This is a genomic window from Spirosoma taeanense, from assembly GCF_013127955.1.
GTDB lineage: Bacteria > Bacteroidota > Bacteroidia > Cytophagales > Spirosomataceae > Spirosoma > Spirosoma taeanense.
Genome location: NZ_CP053435.1, coordinates 625,719 through 647,816 on the forward strand (window position 1 = coordinate 625,719; position 22,098 = coordinate 647,816).

Below are 22,098 nucleotides of genomic sequence, written 5' to 3' on the forward strand. Positions count from 1 at the left end.
GATGAGCTGCGAACAGGAATCAGATCGCAATTCAGGAAGGCTCGCTCACCGGTAGTGTTGAGGATTTTCTGGCTTGATTAGCAAGTTTTGCTGCGTAAGACAGATTGTTTTCAGAAACATCGACCACGAAGCGGTTACGAAGCAATTTGCGGCCCAGCAAAACCGGATTCTTGAGCCGTTCGCGATCAGCAAGGGTAAATTCGGCCCGAATCGTGCGCCCAAATAGAGTAACGCGGGTTTTGATAACGTACCGAAGCTCGGCCACCCCGAATGAGTTACGAATCATGCGCTGGCTGAACTGGTCGCTATAGAACTGCTTAGGCGGCCCTCCGGTTTTGTCAATCAGCCAGAAACTTAACCGGGTCTGCATACCGGCTCGCTCCAGTTCAATGTGTTTACAGTGAAGGGCCGACGTAAACGCACCCGTGTCTATCTTCGCCTGTACGTTGAAGAGAGCCAGATCCGGAAAATCAATGAGGTCGGTCATGCCAATTACCTGCTTAGGTTTGGGTTTTCGAGACTTCATGGGTAGAGCGGATAGAAACAGCGCGTAAAAGTATAAGGCTGGCAGTAGGCGAAGGCCTATACCTTATTTACCGGATCAGGCGGCTAAATGTAAGCGACATATCGAGCATCACCATTTTGGCGCGGGCGTTGCGTTCGAGGTGGTAGGCGGCCTCGTTCAGATCGGTCACGATACGTTCGATGTGGCTTATTGTCAGGACTTTGGCGAAATTTTTGACGAATGCCATCTCATCGTCGGGCAGGCGCAGCAACGCGCCCGCACCCTGCTGCCAGAGGAATAAATCCCGGCATAGCCGAATGCTGTACTCAAGCAGACCTTTCTGTTTTTCCTTACTGAAACCGTCGAACTGGTCGGCCTGTTTGACCAGCGTAATCAAGTCCTGCCGGTAGCACGTGCGCATCCAGTCGGCGAACCAGACATGCTGATCAGAACCCGAAACGCCATTGCTTTCCTGCTGGCTCAACTGCAGGGCCGTAGCCAGGTTTCCATCGGCCAGGTAGGCAATCCGTCGGGCGGTTGTTTCGTCGAAATTCAACTGCTGACGCAGATGCGTCGCTACGTCTTCGTCTGAGAACGCCCGCACCGCCACCCGTTGCGTACGGGAAAGAATGGTGATAAGCAACTTGTCGGACTGGTTAGTGACCAGCAGAAACAGAGTCTGGGCGGGTGGCTCTTCCAATACCTTCAGCAGGGCGTTGGCCGAGGTTACGTTCATCAGTTCGGGCAGCCAGATGAGCATAATCTTATACCCGCCTTCATACGATTTCAGCGACAGTTTCTGCAGAATACTCCGGGCTTCTTCGGCTGAAATATTCCCCTGCTTGTTGTCGGCCCCGACCGATTCGAGCCAGTCCGGCAGTGTACGATACGGTTGTTCGAGCAGAAACCGACGCCAGTCGGCGAGGTAGGCTTCGGAGGTTTTGCCCTTTGCCAGATTCGCCACCGGAAACACCATGTGCAGGTCCGGGTGCACGAGCTTCTGCATCTTAACGCAGGATGCGCATCGTCCGCAGGCATCCGCGGGCTGCTTGTCTTCGCAGTTGACGTACTGCGCCAGCGCTAAAGCCAGCGCTAAATTGGCGCTGCCAGCCGGCCCGTCGAATAGCAGGGCGTGGGCCAGGTGATTGGTCTGCACTGCCCGCAGCAGCAGCTGCTTAGTATCGTCCTGGCCGATAATTTCGTTGAAAAGCATACCGATTAGAGCGAACGGTTGGCCTGCTCTGCGTTGAATACGGCCCGTAAAATGTCTTCCTCTACCATATCAAACAGGCGTTCGCGCCGTTTGAAGGCTTCATCGGCTACCCGCAGGGCTTTTTCGATGCGGTAAAGAGAGAAGCCATCCTGGGCTCCGCCCCACGAAAACGAAGGAACGTGCTTGGGCGGCAGACCACTGCCAAATACATTCACATTCACGCCGACCACCGTACCGGTGTTGAACATGGTGCCAATACCGGTGCGGGTGTAGTCGCCCATTATCAATCCGCAGAACATCCGGCCCGTATCGACCAGATCGTTCGTGACGTAGCTATGGAGTTTTACGGTCGAATAATCGTTCTTTAAATTCGACGTATTCGTGCCGGCACCCAGGTTACACCACTCGCCAACAACCGAGTCGCCAAGGTAGCCCTCGTGACCTTTGTTGCTGTTGGCGAACAGAATCGAGTTGGCAACTTCGCCCCCTATTTTGCAGTACGGGCCGACGCTCGTGTTTTTTCGCATTTTGCTATTGTAATGCACCATCGAGCCTTCGCCCAGGGCAAACGGCCCGATCACGACGCTGCCTTCGCTGATGCTGGCGTTCCGGCCAATGTAAATCGGACCGTCTTCGGCGTTCAGGATGGAAGCCCGAACGGTGGCTCCTTCTTCCAGAAAGATATTTTCAGGGGCGTAGCAGCGCGTAAACGGGTCGGTAATTGGTTGTGACTGCCGTCCGGCGGTGATCAGCGTAAAGTCGGCTCGCAGCTGATTACCATGGGCCGCAATGATACTCCAGAGCTGGCGCAGGGTCGGTACGGGTTCATCGAACGTTGTGGTATGCTGGGGGATATCAAGCAGTTGGTCGGCCTCAGTCGGGTTCCGGTCGGTGCGCAGGGCCAGCAGCAGACCACCGGGTGAAATCAGACTTTCGCCCAGGGACAGCGTTTTAATCCGGTCAACCAGTTCATCGGTCGGGCAGACGGCACCGTTGATGAATAAATTATCGGTAGTGAGTTGCAGCGGATACTTGACGCGCAGATACGACTCGGCCAGAAAGGACGGTTCCGTCCGGAGCTTCAGCGTCCACTTTTCGGTGATGGTCAGAATCCCAACCCGGATGTCGGCTACGGGCCGGGTAAACGTGAACGGCAACAATGCGGGACGAATTGCTGGGTCGTCGAACAGAATCAGATTGGACATGCGTAATGGCAATTGCGATTACAAATATCAGACCTTAATTTGGAAAAAGAGAACCAATTTGGGATTCTGTATGGAATCCTGGGAAGTGGTTCTGGGACTGCTCTGGCTTGGAAGGTCCGGCAGGCTCGTGTACTTTTACAGCCCCAGTACGGGGGGATTCATGGCCCTGCTAAACACCGACGAAATCATCCGGCGCATTGCTGACCTTCAGGGCGAAACCGGGCTTTTTCCGGCGATTCGAAGCAATTCGACCTGGCGTTATCAGCGTCCGGACACGAATGTGTTTTTCACGGCCATCACAGTTTTTACCCTGCAACGGCTGCAGGCGTCTGTTACGTCGACCGCGCAGTCGGTAATTAATCAAATCGCCGGGCGGGCTGCGGCTGCCTATCCGTTGTTTCGGAACAAAGACGGTCTGAATACCTATAACTTCTGGCCGACACGACCGTCGCGGCACTTCCCGAATGGCTATCTGTTCCGTCGATTCGAGCATTTTCGCATTCCCGATGACATCGATGATACGGCCATGGTCTACCTGACCACGCAGCCGCTGCCTGAGGAACTGGATTGGCTCAAAGGCAAAGTAGCCCAGCACGCCAACGGCGTTCGCCAGCAGATTCGGAACACCTATGCTGACTACCGGCAACTGCGGGCGTATTCGACCTGGTTTGGTAAGAATATGGGCATCGATTTCGACGCCTGTGCGCTGAGCAATCTGCTTTACTGTATATGCTACTATAAACTTCCGCTGAATCAGCACGATATTGACTCGCTGACCTACTTACGATCAGTAGTAGAATCGGGCCGGTACGTAACGGAGCCGTTCCGGGTGGCGCCCCATTACGCCCGTACCTCGCTCATTATCTACCATCTGGCGCGTCTCATGAACGCGTTTGACTTGCCCGAACTGGAGCCGATCCGGCCGCGTCTGATCGCCGATGCTTACTCGCTGCGAACGGCCGCTGACAATCGTGTCGAGCAGAGTATGCTATCGACGGCACTGGCATGGCTGGGCGAGTCTCCGCTGGTGGTGAACCTGGTGGATATTGAACAGGATTTCGGCAGATTTCATTTTTTCATTGCGGGACTGCTGACGGCTTATGAGCAGGCGTGGCTGCGTCGGTTCGCCGACCGGCCGCTCGTGCAGATGCGCTGGCAGTGCGAGGCTCATTGCTGGGTGCTAGTAGCCGAATACCAGACCGTATGCAGTCCGAAACGCTGAGCAATGGTTCTTTTTTGTAAGTTTAGCGGCAGCCTTATCTCGAAATGGTCAATCCGTTTTTTCAGTTTCTATTGTTTACCAGCGCTTTGTTGCCGTTGATCGGCCGGGCGCAGTCAACGCTTGTCCCGGGCTTCGATCATCCCGAAAGTGTCTGGCCGACGCCGGGGGTTGTGTACGTCTCGAATATTGGCAAAGAGCTCAAGCCATCCGATAAAGATGGCGATGGCTATATTTCGCGTCTCGATCCGCGCGGTCGGGTACTCGAACAGCGGTTCCTAACCGGTCTGAACGCGCCCAAAGGCATGGCGGTGGTGCGGGGCGTCTTATACGTAGCAGACATCGACCGCATTGTGGGTTTCAACCTGAGAACAAAATCGGTCGTGTTCGAGCTGGATTTTACGTCGGAGAAGACGCAGCTTCTGAACGATCTGGTTATCCGGGACGCGCAGACGCTGTTTGTGTCGGCTACGGACAGAGGAAAAGTGTATCAGGTGAACCTGTCCGCAAAAACCTATACAGCACTGCCCGGCACAACCAACGGCCCCAATGGACTATTCTTTGACGCCGACCGTCGGCGGTTGTTCGTGGTTGGCTATGGCAGTAACGGCCAGCCGGGCGACATTGGCGTTTTTGAGGAACAGAACGGACAAATGATCTACCGGACGCTGCTGCCCAGAGCCGGGGTGTTTGACGGCGTTACGTTGCTAAACGGCAAAGTGGCTCTGGTAACCGACTGGGGAACGACCTCCAGGCCGGGCGGTAAACTCTGGCGGCTCGATTTAACCAGCAACACCCTGAAACCGTACGCAGCCCTGACCAACCTAAGCGGCCCCGCCGACTTCGGCGTGTTCGGACAGATGCTTTACCTGCCCCAGTTAACGGCCGGTACCGTACTGGTTCAGCGAATGGATTAACCTGGCAAAGTCCATAGAACCGCGCTTAATAGGTCTTGGTCATGTCAGCAGGAATCGCCAATACAAAGTCGGCCAGATTCCGATTTTCGGAGGTAGGCTTTTCAGTGTCGAGCAACTCGACCGACGAGAGGGTAACAACATTCAGGTCGGGTCGCTGCTGACGTAAATACCAGACAATCCCCTCAAAATTCTTGGAGTGATAGTCGCCGTTGAGGTGCAGCATTGTCTGGCCGGGCTTCAGATTTTGCAGGATAAAATAAGCCATTGTGGCGTCCTTAATGGCCTGAGCACGGGCAAAGTTAGCGGCCTGATCGGTGCTGCCCTGGTGCGGATTGCTGGCGGTGCCCTTGCTGCCGCTATGTGCCGAACCATTCATCATGTCGAGCATGGCCTTATAGCCGGGCAGCGTCAGATCGACCGTCAGGGGCAGTGGCGCCATCTGGCCTTTTGCCTCGGTCGATAGCGTATCGAGGGCGGTCAGACCCTGGCGTGCAACCAGACTGGCGTACCGGCGCGGTACGTTAGTGGCGATGAACGGAATCTTCTGCTCGCGGGCAAAATCAGTAATGGGTTTGTAGTCGGTGTCGAAATTAGGCCACAGCCGGGCCTGGGTGGCCAGTTCTTTGCCGGTCGTGCGCCCCTGAACGTAATCCGTTAAGGCAGTCTGGTTGTCGGCCTCAAACATTTCGGCACCCAGGACCAGAGCGCCTTTCTTCCGGGCCTGCAGGTCTTTGGTGAGCTGGAGTTCGAGCCAGTGGCAGATGGGATTGTTGTGCAGCTCGCCGAACAGCACCACGTCGGCATCGGCCGCCCGGCGCAGCAGTTTATCGTAGGTAGCCGCTTTTAAGTTCGGATCATAAAGCCGGTAAGCGGGTTTGTCGGGCCTAAAACTAAAGACCAGCAGACAAAGTAATAGCAGGACGAAGCGCATCCGGTACATGGTTATTAGGTAATACCGTAACCAATCGCATCGTCAATTAGTTACCCGATTGGCTATAATCCGGCCAGACTCCTGACATCCTGCAAAACCTTCCCGCTACCCGATGACCCTGCTCGAAAATCTTCGCCAGTTTCCGGCCTTTGAGAACGTACCCGATGAGCAGCTCCAATGGCTGATTGACCGCGCTGAGGAGCAGACGTATGGACAGGAAGAGGTCATTTATGCGCCCGATATACCGGTTGATCATCTGATGCTGCTGCTAGACGGGCGAATTCGTATCGACGGGCCGAACGGGGTCAGTGACGAGATTGCTTCTTACGAACCTCATTCCGTTCTGGGCGTGCTGCCTTTTTCGCGGATTAAAACCATTCCCAACCGGCTCGTTGCCGAAAAACCGGCCCGGGTACTTCGGCTTCACCGCGATCACGTTCGCGAACTGGCCCATACGCATTATGAACTGACGGAGGCTCTTGTGCATCAGATGACCACGCGCGTCCGGGACTTTACGCGGCAGGTTCAGCAGAACGAAAAAATGGCGTCGCTAGGACGGCTCTCGGCGGGGCTGGCGCATGAACTGAACAACCCGGTGGCGGCCGTCGTGCGGTCGGCCGATACGCTCCGCCAGCACCTGCGCGCCACGCCCGAAGCCTTCAAAACGATTATGCACCTGAAGCTGAGCGACCAGCAGGTGGATTCGGTAAACGAGGTAATTTTCAGGAAAATAGATCAGAAGCCGCCCATCCTGACGTTGCTGCAGCGGAGTAGTCTGGAAGACGAAGTGACCGACTGGCTCGACGATCAGGGTGTCGATGATAGTCTGGATATGGCCGGACCCCTGGTCGATTTTGGCTTTACGGTCGATGATCTGGAGTGGATGCTGGAGCGCATCGGCGACGAGAATCTGGCGGGCGTGGTAGCCTGGCTGGTGAATAATCTGGTGACCGAAAAACTGGTAACGGACATCAGCGAAGCCTCCAAACGAATTTCGGCTCTGGTCGGCTCCATTAAAAATTATACTCACATGGATCGGGGAGTAGGCAAAGAACGGGTTCAACTGGCCGATGGGATCCGGAATACGCTAACGCTCCTGGATCATAAGCTGAAAAAGAAACAAATTGCCGTTACGTTGCACGTTCCCGACGATCTGCCAGCCGTCTGCGGCTGGCCGGGTGAACTCAATCAGGTCTGGACCAACCTCATCGACAACGCCATTGATGCCCTGCCCGAAGGTGGACAATTGACTATTGATTGCGAACTTGACCAGCGGGCCGAAGGGATGGCGTTTGTGCTGACAAAAGTGATTGATAACGGCGCGGGCATCCCCGAGGACATTCGGGATAAAATATTTGAGCCCTTTTTCACAACTAAGGAAATAGGCGCCGGAACGGGACTTGGGCTCGACATCGTGCAGGGGGTTGTGAAACACCACAATGGCTCCATCAAGGTACAGTCGGAGCCGGGGCGAACAGAGTTCTCGGTTTGCCTGCCCGTCGAATAATTTTGTTTCGTTACTGCTTCACCCCGGTTAATCTTGTACGAACCCATTGTCTGTTATGAAACTACCCATCCTTTTTTCTATTGATGATGACCCGCAGGTGCTGCAGGCCATTCAGCACGACCTGCGGCAGCAATACCGGAAGCAGTACCGGATCATGTGTACCAGTTCGGGACAGGAAGCGCTCGATTCGCTGGGCGAGCTGAAAAAGAAAGGGGAAGAGGTCGCCCTGTTTCTGTCCGATCAGCGGATGCCCGGTATAACCGGCGTGGAGTTTCTGGCGCAGGCCCGAAAGGTATTTCCGAATGCCAAACGGGTGTTGTTAACGGCCTATTCAGACATTGACGCGGCTGTCCGGGCTATTAACGACGTGCAGCTCGATTATTACATTGCCAAGCCCTGGGATCCTCCCGGCGAAAAACTATACCCGGTGCTCGATGATCTGCTGGAGGCCTGGCAGGCCGATTACCGCCCCGCTTTTGAAGGGCTGAAACTAATTGGCTATCAGTTTTCGCCCCAGTCGCATGAGCTGAAAGATTTTCTGGCGGGTAACCTGTTTCCTTACCAATGGTATGACGTGGAAACGAACCCGCAGGCACAGGAGTTGCTTGGCTTGCATCAGGTAGAGTCTAAAGACCTGCCAGTCGTCGTGTTTGAGGACGGAACTGTACTGGCGCAACCCACGCTCAGCAGTTTGGGCGAAAAGCTGGGCCTTACGCCCAAAGCTTCCCAGGACTTATACGATCTGGCCATCATCGGCGCTGGTCCGGCCGGGCTGGCAGCCGCAGTATATGGCGGCTCCGAAGGGCTAAAAACTATCCTGATCGACAAGCGGGCACCAGGTGGACAGGCGGGCACCAGCTCGCGGATTGAAAACTACCTGGGCTTTCCGAACGGGCTGAGCGGAGCTGAGCTTACCCGGCGGGCTATTACTCAGGCGCAACGGTTTGGGGTGGAGTTTCTGGCTCCGCAGGAGGTCGTCTCGATTCAGTCACGCGGGCAATACAAAGACATAAACATGGCCGACGGCTCGAAGGTCGTGGCGCGGGCGATCCTGCTCAGTACGGGCGTTGCCTACCATAAGTTAGAAAACGAAAGTCTCGACAAATTCACTGGGGCGGGGGTGTATTATGGTGCGGCCACAACCGAAGCCTACGCGTTTAAAGGGCAGCCGGTTTACGTCGTCGGCGGGGGAAACTCGGCCGGGCAGGGGGCCATGTATCTCTCCCGAACGGCCTCGGAGGTATTTATCTGCATTCGGCGGCCCGACCTGTCGGAAACAATGTCTCAGTATTTGATCGATCAGATTGAGCGCACCCCGAATATCACCGTACTGGGGTGTACGGAAGTGACCGAAGGGCTGGGTCAGGAGCGGCTGGAATGTCTGGTGCTGGAAAACATGGACTCGAAGGAGCGTCGGACGGTGAAAGCAGCCGGGCTGTTTATTTTCATTGGCACCAAGCCCCTGACCGACTGGATTGAGATGAATATTATTAAAGACCCGAAAGGGTTTATTGCCACTGGCCGGGATCTGGCCAAATACGCCGATTTCAAAAAGGTCTGGCGATATAATCGGGAACCCTATCTGCTCGAAACCTGCAGCGCGGGCATTTTTGCGGCCGGCGACGTGCGGGCTGGTGCCATGAACCGCGTAGCGTCGGCTGTAGGCGAGGGCGCTATGGCGGTGAGTTTTGTCCACAAGTATTTAGCCGATACCTAAGCATGCTCCGACAAAAACTCTGTGGCCATCTGGCCGATTTGTCAACCATTCGCCCGGCGCGCGAGTATGTGTGCGAGGAATGCATCAAAACGGGTGATCGATAGGTGCATCTGCGTACCTGCCAGCAGTGCGGCACCACGCTTTGCTGCGATTCGTCGCCCAATAAACATGCGACAAAACACTTTCAGGCCAGTGGTCACCCCGTTGTGGCATCGGCCGAGCCGGGCGAACGGTGGCTATGGTGTTACGTAGATGAACAAATGGCTCAGTACTGAACAAGACCCCTGGTTTGTGGTTATTTAGCTATTGACCATTTACTGCTTTATACTATCGTCAGCGACGACTACAAGCCAACGCCACACATGATTGCCGAACAAACGCTTACTGACCAGTACCTCCGTGTACGGGCGCATTCAGAAGCCATTTGCCGGGGCCTGGAAACAGAAGATTACGTTGTTCAGCCCATCGTGGACGTCAGTCCGCCGAAATGGCACCTGGGGCATACAACCTGGTTCTGGGAAACGTTTGTGCTGGTTCCCAACGCGCCCGGCTATCGAATTTACCACGAAGATTTCAGCTTCGTTTTCAACAGCTATTACGAAAGCGTAGGCAGGCGGGTGCTGCGGACGGACCGGGGCAATCTCAGCCGCCCGACCGTAGCCGGCGTTTATGCTTACCGTGCTTACGTCGATGAGCACATGAGCCGGTTTCTGGATACGGCCGATATCGCTCCGGAGCTATATGCGCTGATTGAACTCGGTTTTAACCACGAGCAGCAGCACCAGGAGCTGCTCATTACCGACATTAAATACATTCTGGGACATAACCCTCTGTTTCCAGCGGTCGAAATGCCTATCACGGAGCATCGGCCGGAATCGCCCGCTTCAGCGGTAAGCCTTGCCGAAGGCATTTATACCATCGGCCACCGGGGCAACGGATTTTGCTTCGATAATGAGCTGGCTCCCCATAAGGTTTACGTTAATGATACGATTCTGTCGGGAAATCTGGTGACGAACGCCGACTACCTGGCGTTTATCGAGGCCGGCGGGTATCAGAACTTTCGCTTTTGGCTGTCCGACGGCTGGGCGTGGGTAAAAGCAAATGACGTTCAGGCTCCTTTATACTGGCACCGCGTGGAGGGCGAGTGGTGGAACTATACGTTCGATGGACTGAAACCAGTTGATAAAGACGTTCCGGTTTGCCACGTCAGCCAGTATGAGGCCGACGCTTACGCGCGCTGGAAAGGCCAGCGCCTGCCTACCGAGTTCGAGTGGGAAGCGGCTGCGCAGCAACTCGCCTGGGTTTCGCGCTGGGAGTGGACCAACTCGGCTTATATGCCCTATCCCGGCTTTACGACCGCCGAAGGAGCTGTGGGCGAATACAATGGTAAATTCATGAGTGGGCAGATCGTGCTGCGTGGCGCTTCAGTTGCTACGCCAGAAGGCCATTCCCGGCCGACGTACCGCAACTTTTTTCAACCCGACAAACGATGGCAGTACACGGGAATTCGACTGACGAGTCAGTAATGGTTGAGCCTTTGGCAACTAGGAATGAAGTCGATCCCGCATTGATCGAGGAGGTCCGAACGGGACTGCTGAAAACGCCGAAACGCCTGTCGTCACGCTACTTTTACGATGCCGAGGGAAGCCGGATTTTTCAGGCCATCATGCACGCGCCGGAATATTACCTGACGCGGTCTGAATACGAGATTCTGGATACGTACAAGACCAATCTGCTGGACCTGTTTACGCCCGATAGCCGGCCGTTTGAGCTGGTCGAACTAGGCGCTGGCGATGGGCTTAAAACCAAGATTCTGCTGTCGTTTTTTGATCAGCAACGGGTCAATTTTACGTATGCCCCCATTGATATTTCGCTCGACGCGCTCGAAGGCTTAGCGGCCGACGTACGCCAGCAGTGGCCCCGTTTGCGGCTTAATGCCCGGCATGATGATTACTTCAACGCGCTTGAACAACTATCAGCCGAAACCAACAGCCGCAAAGTTGTGCTCTTTCTGGGCTCGAACGTCGGCAACTTTACGCCTGAAGAAGCCATTACGTTCTACCAGCAGCTACATGACCGGCTTCAGCCAGGCGATCTGGTGCTCACGGGCTTTGACCTGCAGAAACATCCGGCGGTTATTCACGCAGCCTACAACGACCGGCAGGGGCTAACGCGGGCCTTCAATCTGAATCTGCTCCGGCGCATCAACCGCGAACTCGACGCCAATTTCGATCTGGCGGCTTTTGATCATTACGAGGTTTATAATCCGGAAACCGGCGAAGCCCGTAGTTATCTGGTGAGCCAGAAAGCGCAAATGGTCGAGATTAAAGAGCTGGAAATGAGCGTGCCATTTGACTACGGTGAAATCATCCACACCGAAATCTCGCGCAAGTTCACCTGGCCTCAGATCGAACAACTGGCGCAGACGACCGGCTTCTCCGTTACGGGCTGGTTTACGGACTGCAAGAGCTACTTTGCCGACGTAATCTTCTGTAGATCATAGCGCTACGTAAAATGCTCTGGCTCATCCCGGTTTTGCGCCATTTGCGCAAGCCTATTTCCGCTTGTCCTTTTCTGCCTCTGTTCCGGCACCCGCCAGACAATATTTTTGGTTCTCCTCCGACTCTCCCGTTGTAAGGGCTCTGATAATGGGTCAGCTGGATAATGAATACCACCTTAATTAACCTTCCTGCTCCGGCCGTGGTGGCTACTGACGACGGTTCGGCAAACCGACCGCTTGGTGAGACCATCCGGCAGGAGCGTGGTCGGCTGCTGGCGTTCATTCGCCGACGCCTGCCCGAATCGGTCGATGCCGAGGATGTGCTGCAGGACGTGTTCGTTGAACTAACCGAGGCTTATCAGGCCGCCAGGCCCATTGGTCGGGTCGCTTCGTGGCTGTTTGCCGTAGCCCGTCATAAAATCAGCGACTGGTACCGTAAAGCGGGGTCAACCCAGGACGGCAGCCAAACCCGAACCGTTTCACTCGATACAACTGATTATGGAGACGATGATGAGTCGCCGGTACTGGCCGAGTGGCTGGCGGCTACCGACAGCAACGGACCCGAAAGCGAATTTTTCCGGGAAACCTTCTACGATGCCCTGACCGATGCGCTCGCCGAACTGCCTGCCGAACAGCGGGATGTGTTTGTGCAGCATGAACTGGAAGGGCGGAGTTTCAAGGATCTGTCTGCCGAATGGGGCGTTCCGGTCAACACCCTGCTCTCTCGCAAACGATACGCCGTGCTGCATCTCCGCAACCGGTTACGTACTCTGTACGACGATTTTTTCAACGAGTAATTCACTCACGAACACGTTCACTCTTTAACCAACACAGACCATGATGATTTTGAAAGGAATTGGCTTCGTGCTGCTCGGCATCGGGCTGTTTTTGCTGGCTACCTATGTCGTCATGCGGCTCTGGAACTGGCTTGTGCCATCGCTGTTCAACGGCCCTCGTCTGCGGTTTGTGCAGGCGCTGGGCTTATTCTTCCTGGCCCGGCTCCTGTTTGGCTTTGGTAATTTTGGCCGGGGTGGGCGCTATGGCTATGGTCGTCATAACTGGCACCATCGTCAGTTTAATGAGCAATCGAATAAGCGAAATGCAAACCATTCTCAAATTCCGGCTGGAGATTCTGTATCTATTAAACCTCAACTACTTAACCAATGAGACGCTTCTGGATTCGCCGGGGCTTACGGTTCCTCGGCTTCGCTATACTCTTCGTCGGTCTGGCCGGACTGGTTGTCATGACCCTCTGGAATGCTTTATTACCCGCTATTGTGGGCGTAACAACCATAACCTTCGGACAGGCGCTGGGCCTGCTGGTCTTAAGCCGGATTCTGTTCGGCGGCTTCCGGGGCGGCTATGGTCGCCGGGGATTTGGATATGGACCCGGCCGGGTGGAATGGAAACAGAAAATGGCCGAACGCTGGCAGCAAATGACGCCTGAACAGCGGGAGCAAATGAAAGCGCAGTGGCGCGAACGATGCGGTGGGCGGGGCCGTGGCTGGTGGCGCGAGCCGCAGACCGAGCAGCCCAGTCAACCGGAGCCGACCCCAACGGCTATTTAAAAAAAGCCCCGCGTCTATAAGCATCCAGACGCGGGGCTTTTTTATTTTTTCCAGACAAGTTGATTGATACTTTCGCCAATCTTTTTGCCTTGCAGCAGACCGGCTTCGTTATCCTGCTGGGTATGAATACCGCCCAGAATGCGCGACCAGCCTGACTCTTCGGCGGCCTCCCAGAACGAATTAAACGTCCGGGCTTTGAACTCAATATTTCGAAGCTGGTCTTTGGGATGGCCCACGTGCGAATCGTCGGTGAAGTGAACGTTGGCTCCGAACAGGTCCGTCAGGACAGTAGCTGTAGCGGCTGCCTGTGTTGAATGGCCGGACGAAAAGCCGGGAAATGGTGGCTCGGGCCAGAACGGACTCCACGTTCGGTCGATATTTGCCCGGATGAAGGTGGATGGCCGCTCGTTGTGGTGCGTGTATTTCGTTTTAAAGCAGCAGATGAAGGCGTCGGCAACTGCCATTCCGGTGCGGGCATACGTTTCCACGGCCAGCGCCAGATTTGCCCCGGATGTTTTGATTGCAATGCTTGCCAATTTATAGGAGTGGCCGGGCGGGGTAAAGGTCTGGCTGGGATCGTCGGACCACCACAGAGCTGTTTCTTTTTCGGCCTGGGTTAGTTGCCGGTTTTTGTCGTAGACAGCTTTATACAGTTTAAAGTAAGCCGAATTCGCATTAGTTGAATATGTTTCGGGGGTGGGCGCAGGCATCTTGGCACTGGCCGGAGCGAAGGTTCGGTTATTGCCCCACTGCGGATGCAGCGCGCGGGCAACTGCTACCTGCCCATCCGTTGGAGCCACCCAAAAGCCTGTGCCGGTGGGTAGGCGGTAATCCGTTGGAAATGGGTTCTTATACCCCTCGTGCCCACCATCGCTCTTCGCCCATTCATAAATAGCCGCTGCAATGGCCCGTCCAAACGCGATTGAACGTGCCGCAACCTCCGTCCGCAGGGTATCGCTATAAGCCAGCCGAATCGCCGTTTCCAGCGAGTCGATAGCCGTCAGATTAGCCGGGAAGGTATGTTCATACAGGTTTCGTAGCAGATAAGCCTGCCCGGCGTTTAAGGCCAGTGGCCAACTGTAAGCACTGTCGCTTTTAGGAAGTGGAAGGGTATTTAAATTACTCAGTTGCTGAACCATTGACTGATGGTCAGCCATACCATGAACGGTTGTTTCATACATCGCCAGCCCCAGGTAGCCAAACGCCCGCGAGGCATAAGTTGGCGTATTGCCGGGCGTGCCCGCCGTAATTCGCAAAGCCATATCGCCCCACCGAACGGCCGTATTGGCGTTATAGGAAGCCACTGGCGTTCCGACTGGGAAGACGGGCAGGGGCGGATCTGGCTTTACGTCGGGCGTTGGCGACGTGCAGCTATACAGAACGTAAAAGCAACCCAACAGCCAGAACCAGCGGATGGATTGTCGTAACGCAGTGGGCGTGGCGGAATCTGGTAAGAGTAACAGGTTGGGAAACATGAGCTACGTTTCAGCAAGGATCGTCTGCGTCAATAGACACCTTCGGCTGCATAACCGTTGGAATGCGCTGATTATTTTAAGGGTTATTCATAAAAAAGCAGCCCGGGGCATAGGCTGCTTTTTTACAAAGATAAAGGGTGATACGCTTTTTACGGCTTATCCCACCATACGCGTGTGTCGAGGTTGTCGGGGCCCTGCCGGGCAATGGCTTCGGCCTGACTTGCCCGGTTCACCGATACTTCAGAATCCGGATAGCTCAGTCGGTTAATGAAATTGCCCTTGATCTCTTTCCCCGGATACGGATTAGGCGGCAGTTGCGGGAAATTACTCCGTCGGAAATTGGCAAACACTTCCGGCCCATTCAGGAACGAAGCTACCCAGTACTGTGTGTTGATCAGCTCTAAACCGCGGGCCGTCACGTAAGGGTTTTTCTGCAGATAAGCCGTGATTGCTGGCTGAGGCACCAGAGACGTGGCGTCGTATGCGCCCAGTTGCTGCATATGCGCCGTGACACCCGCATTATAGAAATCGGCCGGATTACCTGTTATCCAGCCGCGCTGGGCAGCTTCGGCCAGCAGCAACTGCGTCTGCGCATAGGTGACGAGGAACGTTGGGGCGTCAAAGCGGCCCATACGCGTCCGGTCCAGCTGCGAATAATCATAGAAGCTCGCCAGCTTGTCGGCGGTAGCCCGTGCCGGGATAGTGCCATTGTCGTAGCCAAGCGGCATACCAATCTGCACGGCCGGGTCGCGGTTAGCGCGGGCTGCGGTCTGTTCCGGACCACTCTTGGCTCCTACGTAACGTACGGCGATTGACGCCAGCCGGGGGTCTTCCGTTGACTTGAGGTAATTGACGAAGTAACTCGTGAGGTAGTAGTTGGCAGCCTCCGTTGAGTTAAGCGTCGTACCGACCGGGTTCTGGAAGTTCGCACTGTTACGAACAACGGCATTATCAGCGTTCGACTGCATCAGTCCGCCAGCCACCGCCTTCTGGACGGTCGCCTGCGCCAATGTAGGGTTCACTTCCGTCAGACGCATACCGGCCCGCAGCAGAAGCGAGTAACCAAACCGTTTCCATTTGGTGATGTCCCCACCATACGTAACCTCACCGGCTTCGGTGGGTTTACTGGCGTCCAGGGCCGCCGAGGCCTCGGTGAGTTCTTTAATGATATCGTCGTAGATGCTCTGCTGCGTGTCGTACTTAGGCATGACGTTTGCGCCTAAATAGCCCAGTCCCGCGTCTTTATAGGGCACATCGCCATAGGTATCGGTGAGTACCATAAACGCATACGCCCGCCAGATCCGGGTCATGTTGTAAAGGTTACTCCGGTTGGGATTGTCCTTGATTTGGTTCTGGATGTCCACCAGATACCGTACCACGTCCCGGTAATACCGCTGCCAGATGCCCGCATTCGCGCCCGATGGCCCTCGGTTGTCGATATTAAAGTTACCCCCCGACAGAATGCCCGAGTTGGGCGAAAACATCTGCTGGACAATCGGATGTTCAAAGATCAGCGTTGACCCCGGAAACGAGGTATTGATCATCGCGTTGTTGAACGTGAAGACCGGGTTGAGCGCCGTAGCCGCCGTGGGGTTTGTATTCAGTTGGTCGAATCCTTTTTCGCAGCTGCTGGCACAGACAAGCAGGGCAAACAGACCAAGGGTTATGCTTATTTTTTTCATGATCAATGGAAGTGGCTACGGTTAGAATCTTACGTTCAGGTTAAAGCCTACGCTGCGGGTTGTGGGCAGACCCGTCGATTCCAGACCCACCAGGTTGTCGGAGCTGAAGCCAAACTGTTCGGGGTCAATGTTGGGTACCCATTTTTTCAGGATGGCAATGTTGTTGGCCACGGCATTCAATCGAACCCCTTTAATGAACAAATTCTTCGGCAACAGACTCGTGAAGTCATACCCCAGCGTAATCTGGCGAAGCTTCCAGAAACCAGCGTCGTAGACGACCTGCTCACCCAGGCTTTTGGAGCGGCCCACCGAGTAATAGTCCTGAACAAACGCCCGTACGGCGTTAACCTCGCCTTTTTCGTTTACACCAACGCCCACCATTTTGTTGTCGGCTTCGCCCCGGCCCACCAGCGTTTCTTTTTGCAGACCGTGCCGGAACAGGTTTAAGTTGGTACCCGAGATCATCTTGCCGCCCAGCTTAAAGTCGATCAGGAACGAAAGACTGATACCGCGGTAGGTAAAGGCGTTGTTGATACCGCCTACGTATTTGGGTAAGGCCGAGCCAAACGAAATTGGTGCGGGGGTACGAACGGGCAGTCCGTCGCTGCCGTGTACAATCCGGCCCTGCGCGTCTCTTACGTATCCATAGGTATAGAGCTGGCCCAGGGGCTGGCCGACAACCTGCCGCAGGTCGCCCACAAAAATCCCCGCGCCCACCACGATCTGTTCGGGCAGTTTATCGCCATTGTAATCCTTGCCCGGTGTGCCGTCATCGTCGGTCAGGAGCCGCAGAAGCTTAGTTTCATTGTAGGAGCCATTCAGCGTGACATCCCACGAGAAGTTTTTCAGGCGAACCGGCGAGAGATTCAGCAGGACTTCAATCCCCCGGTTGCGGCTCTGGCCGCTGTTGATCAGAACGTTGGTATAGCCCGAAGCATCCGACGACTGGGCCGCCACAATCTGATCGCTCGTGATTTTGTTATAAACGGCCAGATCGAGACCCACCCGGTTGTTGAACAGTTTCAACTCCAGACCCACCTCTGTTTCGGCCGTCCGGCTGGGCTTCAGCGTTGCGCTGGGTACCGTGTTGGAGGTGATGTTACCTACCGGCTGACCCAGACCAGCGGGGTTCGGGAACAGGTTGGCGGCTACGGAATAGAACAGGTTATTCGAGTAGGGCGCTACGTCGCCGTCGCTACCGACTTCGGCATAAGCGGCACGGAGTTTACCGAAATTCAGCCAGGCGGGCAGGTTCTCGAAGGCCTGCGAAAATACAAAGCTCCCCGTTATCGAAGGATACAGAATACTGCGGTTAGCGGGTGCCAGCGTCGAGAACCAGTCGTTACGAGCGGTTGCGTTGAGGAACAGGAAATCTTTGAAGGAGAATTCAGCTGCACCATAAAGCGAATTAACTTTTCGTTCGCTGAGACCATACGTTGGGTCTTTTACCCGGCCATTCTGCGGAGTATACAGGCCCCGAACAATAAAGTCTGTAACCTGAACACTGTTCAGATCGCTTCGGCGATAGAGCTGGTTGCCCCCGAGCGTCAGGTCAACGCCGAAAACGCCGAACTGACGATTGGCACCCAGCAGGAAATCCGTGTTGATTTCGCGGAAGCGACGCGCGTCCTGCACGTAGGCGCCATTCACGAAACCGGCCGGAGCTGCTGCCAGCGAGGCCTGCCCCGTTGGGAAATTATAATCCTGGTCGCGCGCCCAGTAGTCCTGCCCAACCCGACCCTGCAGATACAGCCAGTCGGTAAAGTTGTAACGGGCCGTGAGGTTACCAAACAGGCGGTCCCGGCGGATGTTCTCGAACTTATTGTTGAGGACAAAGTATGGGTTCGTCCGGTTCATGAACCGCGAGTAGATGAACTCATTGCCGGTTACGGGGTTAATCTGGCTCGCTTCCAGCAGGTCGAGCGGCATGGAGTTGGCAAGCGTATAGATCACCGTAGGCGTACTGTTGTCCTGCTGCGCAATCTGGGGTGGGTTTTTGTTGTACTCGTTGGAGTAGTTAAGCGTTCCCGTTACGGTCAGCTTTGGCGAAAGGTTGTAGCTAAAGCCGAGGTTGAAGGTTTTGCGGTTATAGGTATTGTTGCGGGTGATGCCTTTGTTATCGAGGTTAGACACCGACAGGTTGAAGCCGCCCCGTTCGCTGCCCGATGACACCGAAATGGTGTTGGTCCAGGTCGAGCCGTCGCGGTAGAAGGTGTTGATCCGGTTGCGAACCGGCGCGTAGGGTACCGTAACACCACCGAACAGAACCTGGGTCATGCCCGGCTGGAATTTCTCGCCAAAGCTCCAGACGCCCGACGTCGGGTTGGGCGCCGTTGGCCGAACGCCATATTCGCCCTGGCCGTATTCATACTGATAGTCAGTAAAATCCAGCGGATGATCGACGGTGAAGTTGGTGTTATACGATACGCCGATTCCCTGACTGCTGCCTTTTGTTTTAGTGGTAATCAGAATAGCACCGTCTTTAGCCCGCGACCCATACAGAGCCGCTGCCGTGCCGCCTTTCAGAACGGTCATGCCTTCAATGTCGTCCGGGTTAATGGACGAAAGGCCGTCACCACCGTCGGAATAGTTACGGTCGCGGTTCCCGATGGAGTTGTCACTACCGCGGTTTTCAGCGTTCTGGCCGAAGTTGGTATTGTCAATCGGTACGCCATTGACAACGATCAGTGGGCTGTTTTGTCCCGAAAAAGACGACTGACCGCGAATCCGGATTTTGCTCGTTCCGGCTGCGCCCGTACCCAGACTGGAAATGTTTACCCCGGCAATTTTGCCCTGTAAGGCATTCACAAAGTTCACCGTTCGGTTAGTCGTGATCTGTTCCGGGTTCACTGTCGCAGTAGCGTAGCCTAATCGCTTGGCTTCTTTCTTGATACCCAGCGCCGTAACGACCACTTCGCTCAGATTCTGGTCAGCTTCCTGAAGGGTTATGTTCAACTGGGTCTGGTTGCCGAGCGTTACCTCGGTACCGGCATAGCCAATGGCGCTGAACACCAGCGTGGAATTTGGCGGTACGCTGATCACAAAGTTACCGTTGGCATCCGTTGTGGTTCCCAACTGGGTGTTCCTGACCAGAATAGTCACCCCCGGAATGGCCTGCTGGTCTTTACCGGACGTAACCCGGCCAGTAATCCGCCGGTCCTGCGCCGAAGCCCCTGTAGAGAGAAAGCAAACGAGCCAGAGTAGCAAATACCCGGCTCCAACTCGCTTTAGTAAAGAATGTTTCATTGGTGGCGTTACAGTTATGTGAAGAGTATCCTATTTAAATAAAACAAATTATTCCCATTTAATTGCTAGTCCGTAAAAGAGCCGCTCTGCCTGCATCTACTATGCAAAAGCCGTATAAACCCCTAAAATTTGGCTGTATTCACTATTGTATGGAACAAAACATAAGGAAAGGAAGCCAGACCCGCGCTCGGTGAGTTACCGCGTTTGGCTAGATGCCTGGCAATGAGTGGCTAACAGAATAGAAAAGCGGTGATGCTGCTGCATGGGTCAAACCAATAAGGTTTGACCCATGCAGCAGCATCACCGCCTGAGTGTTTACTGAATATTTCGACCGGCTTCCCTGCTAAACTCCGCAGAAGTTACAAGGCTGCCTGAATTAGTAATAATGCAGCCCCTGTTTAAGCCCTTTATTTCGGCGCAGGTCCATGACCATGGAACCAACCCAGAGATCAACCTCTACCTTAACCGGCACCTTGTTGATGTCATCGGACACGTAAATCCGAATGGATTCTTCTTCTTTAAACAACTTATTGGGTGGAAGAACCGGGTGGAGCCGGATCACATTGATCTTGCCCTGTTTGGTCTTCAGAACCTCCTTGCCCCGATAGCGGACTTTCATGTTATAGACCGTATCGTCGTAAAAAGCCGGAACTTCAAGAACCTGCCCGTTCGTGAGCCGGTGAAAATCGATCGTCCGTAAAAAGTAGTAACCGCTGATGAGGTCATGAACGTTATCAGGCACCTTAAACACATCGCGCTCGGTTCGCTCTTCGGCTTTTACGGTGTTGGCTGCGTGGTTGAAGGTGATGTTTTCTTCCTTTCGGTAGCTGTTTTCCTGTATGTTGGTATAAAACTTCTGCGGCAGAATAGCGGCCGTATCAATATAAGACCGCCAGGTGTCGCGAATCCGCGTGACGAGGTCAAACGCTCCGACCGTACGGCCGTCTACGTTGACCCGGTAGCAGGGCCGTTCATTCACTTTATACAAAGTCGGACTAACGTCTACAATGGCCTCGGCCGCGTTCAGAAACCCATAGTGAACGCGGTACTCCAGATGTTCGCCGGGCCCAAAGCTATTATTCACTACCCGTCGGTAGGTGTTCAGAACTGTAAAGCCGGTGGCCAGCATAAAAAAGACACCGAGACAAATCAAATATTTCTTCATAAGAACAGCCGCCCAGCCGGGCTTCGTTTACAAAGATGGATAGGTTTGTTTGAGGTATGATAGATACCGTTTAAAATCCCCCCTAAACCGACTCTCAAATTCCTGCCGGAACCGATTCTGTTGTTTCCGGTAAGTCAGGTAGCCAATAAAGTACGCGTTATTTGGCAAGTTTAGTTTGTCTAACCGCCGTTTTTTTACTGAACGTAACCGGTTAGCCTGCCGCGCGTCAGTCAGCGTATCCGCCGACACAACAATTGCCCGGATCGTCTGCCACTTCAGCGAATCTTTGACCGACAGCGGCAATTGGGGTTTAAACGTTCGGTATAAACTGTCGAGCGTTCGGGTACCCCGCAGTATGTGCGCATCATACCGGTCATAAAACGCTTTCGTTGCCAGGTAGTTCTGGTAAGGCACAGCGTTCAGGCCATATTTATAGGCCAGGAACCGGAGCGCCCCGTACTCGCCCACAAAATCGGCTAGGTTCTCATTATACTCCAAACTATTTTTTACAAATAGTGTCCCGTGCGTTAGCTCATGTATGATCAACTCGGCCAGACTTCCCACGGGGCGGTCAAGCATACTGGACAGAATGGGATCATTTAAAAATCCTAACGTCGACCAGGCCGAAACTTCACCAATCCGCGTATCCAGTCCTTCCTGCTTTAACTCTTTTACCTGTTCATCGGCCCGGTCTTTCTCAAAGAAACCTTTATAGGAAAAGGTACCGATTACGGGGAAATGCCACAGTCTCGCAACCAGTTGATAGGGGGCCGCACCCGTAACGACCCACAGAATCGGTTTGCCCTGCTGATCGTAGAACGACTCGTAGCTGCCCGACTTATCCAACCCGAGCGAATCTATGGCAAAACGCTTTATTTCAAGGATAAGTTCTATTTTATGCTTTACCGAATCTGGATAGGCCGGGTCAGCCAGAACCTCCGCAACGGGTCGGGTGTTCCATAAAATCTGCAGTTGTCCGCGCCCCTGCATCCATCCGTAACTAATCAGTTCCCGCTGCCAGACCCCTACACTAATCAAAATAATAAGCACCACCAGACCAATTTTTTTCCACATACGAACAGCGGGTAATAAGGCTGCAAACATACAAAACCGAAGATACCGTTTGGCTCAATCTAACTTGCCGGACAGATTAACAGGCTTAAACAAATTCAGGGCGAACCGTCGTTTTTCTTTTGCGTATCGCCAAAATGGCCGCCCTGAGCTTTCTGTTTTGCTGTATCTTGAGCA

19 protein-coding genes are annotated in these 22,098 nt (G+C 54.4%); 10 read left to right on the forward strand and 9 right to left on the reverse strand.

Translation table 11 applies throughout. From position 1 onward, the window contains the following. Positions 1 to 31 precede the first annotated feature (31 nt). From HNV11_RS02785 to HNV11_RS02795, 3 genes are all read right to left on the reverse strand, one after another. Entirely contained in the window at positions 32 to 526 is a 495-nt protein-coding gene (locus HNV11_RS02785; protein WP_240163723.1) for an ATP-dependent zinc protease family protein, read from the reverse strand. Between the two features lie 67 nt (positions 527 to 593). Further along, on the reverse strand, positions 594 to 1,718 hold the full coding sequence (gene holB / locus HNV11_RS02790) for a DNA polymerase III subunit delta' (RefSeq protein ID WP_171738209.1): 1,125 nt from the start codon (positions 1,716 to 1,718) through the stop codon (positions 594 to 596). A 5-nt stretch (positions 1,719 to 1,723) separates the two neighbouring features. Beyond that, on the reverse strand, positions 1,724 to 2,923 hold the full coding sequence (locus HNV11_RS02795) for a putative sugar nucleotidyl transferase (RefSeq protein WP_171738210.1): 1,200 nt from the start codon (positions 2,921 to 2,923) through the stop codon (positions 1,724 to 1,726). 160 nt (positions 2,924 to 3,083) lie between these two features. Between HNV11_RS02795 and HNV11_RS02800 the strand changes: the two genes are divergently transcribed. Next, positions 3,084 to 4,145, forward strand: coding sequence for a hypothetical protein (locus HNV11_RS02800; RefSeq protein ID WP_171742042.1), 1,062 nt, complete (start codon positions 3,084 to 3,086; stop codon positions 4,143 to 4,145). Between the two features lie 44 nt (positions 4,146 to 4,189). Further along, positions 4,190 to 5,059: an SMP-30/gluconolactonase/LRE family protein gene (locus tag HNV11_RS02805; protein WP_171738211.1), complete on the forward strand. Its 870-nt coding sequence runs from the start codon at positions 4,190 to 4,192 to the stop codon at positions 5,057 to 5,059. A gap of 25 nt (positions 5,060 to 5,084) precedes the next feature. On the opposite strand, the gene HNV11_RS02810 is transcribed toward HNV11_RS02805, so the two are convergent. Further along, positions 5,085 to 5,990 (reverse strand): ChaN family lipoprotein, encoded by a 906-nt coding sequence (locus HNV11_RS02810; protein WP_171738212.1) that lies wholly within the window; start codon positions 5,988 to 5,990, stop codon positions 5,085 to 5,087. A 112-nt stretch (positions 5,991 to 6,102) separates the two neighbouring features. On the opposite strand from HNV11_RS02810, the gene HNV11_RS02815 reads away from it, so the two are divergent. From HNV11_RS02815 to HNV11_RS02850, 8 genes are all read left to right on the forward strand, one after another. Continuing rightward, a complete protein-coding gene (locus HNV11_RS02815) occupies positions 6,103 to 7,497 on the forward strand; it encodes a sensor histidine kinase (RefSeq protein WP_171738213.1) in 1,395 nt (464 codons plus the stop codon). Between the two features lie 55 nt (positions 7,498 to 7,552). After that, positions 7,553 to 9,214 carry an FAD-dependent oxidoreductase gene (locus HNV11_RS02820; RefSeq protein ID WP_171738214.1) on the forward strand — a complete coding sequence of 554 codons (1,662 nt, stop codon included), beginning with the start codon at positions 7,553 to 7,555 and terminating at the stop codon, positions 9,212 to 9,214. A 104-nt stretch (positions 9,215 to 9,318) separates the two neighbouring features. After that, positions 9,319 to 9,489 (forward strand): UBP-type zinc finger domain-containing protein, encoded by a 171-nt coding sequence (locus tag HNV11_RS23885; protein WP_240163725.1) that lies wholly within the window; start codon positions 9,319 to 9,321, stop codon positions 9,487 to 9,489. A gap of 87 nt (positions 9,490 to 9,576) precedes the next feature. Continuing rightward, complete coding sequence (gene egtB, locus HNV11_RS02830) at positions 9,577 to 10,740, forward strand: ergothioneine biosynthesis protein EgtB (protein WP_171738215.1); 1,164 nt, start codon at positions 9,577 to 9,579, stop codon at positions 10,738 to 10,740. Further along, positions 10,740 to 11,717: an L-histidine N(alpha)-methyltransferase gene (egtD, locus tag HNV11_RS02835; protein ID WP_171738216.1), complete on the forward strand. Its 978-nt coding sequence runs from the start codon at positions 10,740 to 10,742 to the stop codon at positions 11,715 to 11,717. The genes egtB and egtD overlap by 1 nt, the downstream gene beginning before the upstream one ends. 161 nt (positions 11,718 to 11,878) lie before the next feature. Beyond that, positions 11,879 to 12,511 carry an RNA polymerase sigma factor gene (locus HNV11_RS02840; RefSeq protein ID WP_171738217.1) on the forward strand — a complete coding sequence of 211 codons (633 nt, stop codon included), beginning with the start codon at positions 11,879 to 11,881 and terminating at the stop codon, positions 12,509 to 12,511. Between the two features lie 40 nt (positions 12,512 to 12,551). After that, positions 12,552 to 12,881: a hypothetical protein gene (locus tag HNV11_RS02845; RefSeq protein WP_171738218.1), complete on the forward strand. Its 330-nt coding sequence runs from the start codon at positions 12,552 to 12,554 to the stop codon at positions 12,879 to 12,881. After that, positions 12,878 to 13,282, forward strand: coding sequence for a hypothetical protein (locus HNV11_RS02850; protein WP_205402743.1), 405 nt, complete (start codon positions 12,878 to 12,880; stop codon positions 13,280 to 13,282). The genes HNV11_RS02845 and HNV11_RS02850 overlap by 4 nt, the downstream gene beginning before the upstream one ends. Positions 13,283 to 13,323: 41 nt before the next feature. On the opposite strand, the gene HNV11_RS02855 is transcribed toward HNV11_RS02850, so the two are convergent. From HNV11_RS02855 to HNV11_RS02875, 5 genes are all read right to left on the reverse strand, one after another. Next, entirely contained in the window at positions 13,324 to 14,757 is a 1,434-nt protein-coding gene (locus HNV11_RS02855) for a vanadium-dependent haloperoxidase (RefSeq protein ID WP_171738219.1), read from the reverse strand. Positions 14,758 to 14,906: 149 nt separating this feature from the next. Then, positions 14,907 to 16,439, reverse strand: a complete 1,533-nt coding sequence (locus HNV11_RS02860) for a SusD/RagB family nutrient-binding outer membrane lipoprotein (RefSeq protein ID WP_171738220.1) — start codon at positions 16,437 to 16,439, stop codon at positions 14,907 to 14,909. A gap of 21 nt (positions 16,440 to 16,460) precedes the next feature. After that, the gene (locus HNV11_RS02865) at positions 16,461 to 19,685 is read right to left on the reverse strand and encodes a SusC/RagA family TonB-linked outer membrane protein (RefSeq protein ID WP_171738221.1); all 3,225 of its coding nucleotides are present in this window, start codon (positions 19,683 to 19,685) and stop codon (positions 16,461 to 16,463) included. A gap of 376 nt (positions 19,686 to 20,061) precedes the next feature. After that, positions 20,062 to 20,850, reverse strand: a complete 789-nt coding sequence (locus tag HNV11_RS02870) for a DUF3108 domain-containing protein (protein WP_171738222.1) — start codon at positions 20,848 to 20,850, stop codon at positions 20,062 to 20,064. Between the two features lie 27 nt (positions 20,851 to 20,877). Further along, entirely contained in the window at positions 20,878 to 21,924 is a 1,047-nt protein-coding gene (locus HNV11_RS02875; RefSeq protein WP_171738223.1) for an aminopeptidase, read from the reverse strand. Positions 21,925 to 22,098 lie beyond the last annotated feature (174 nt).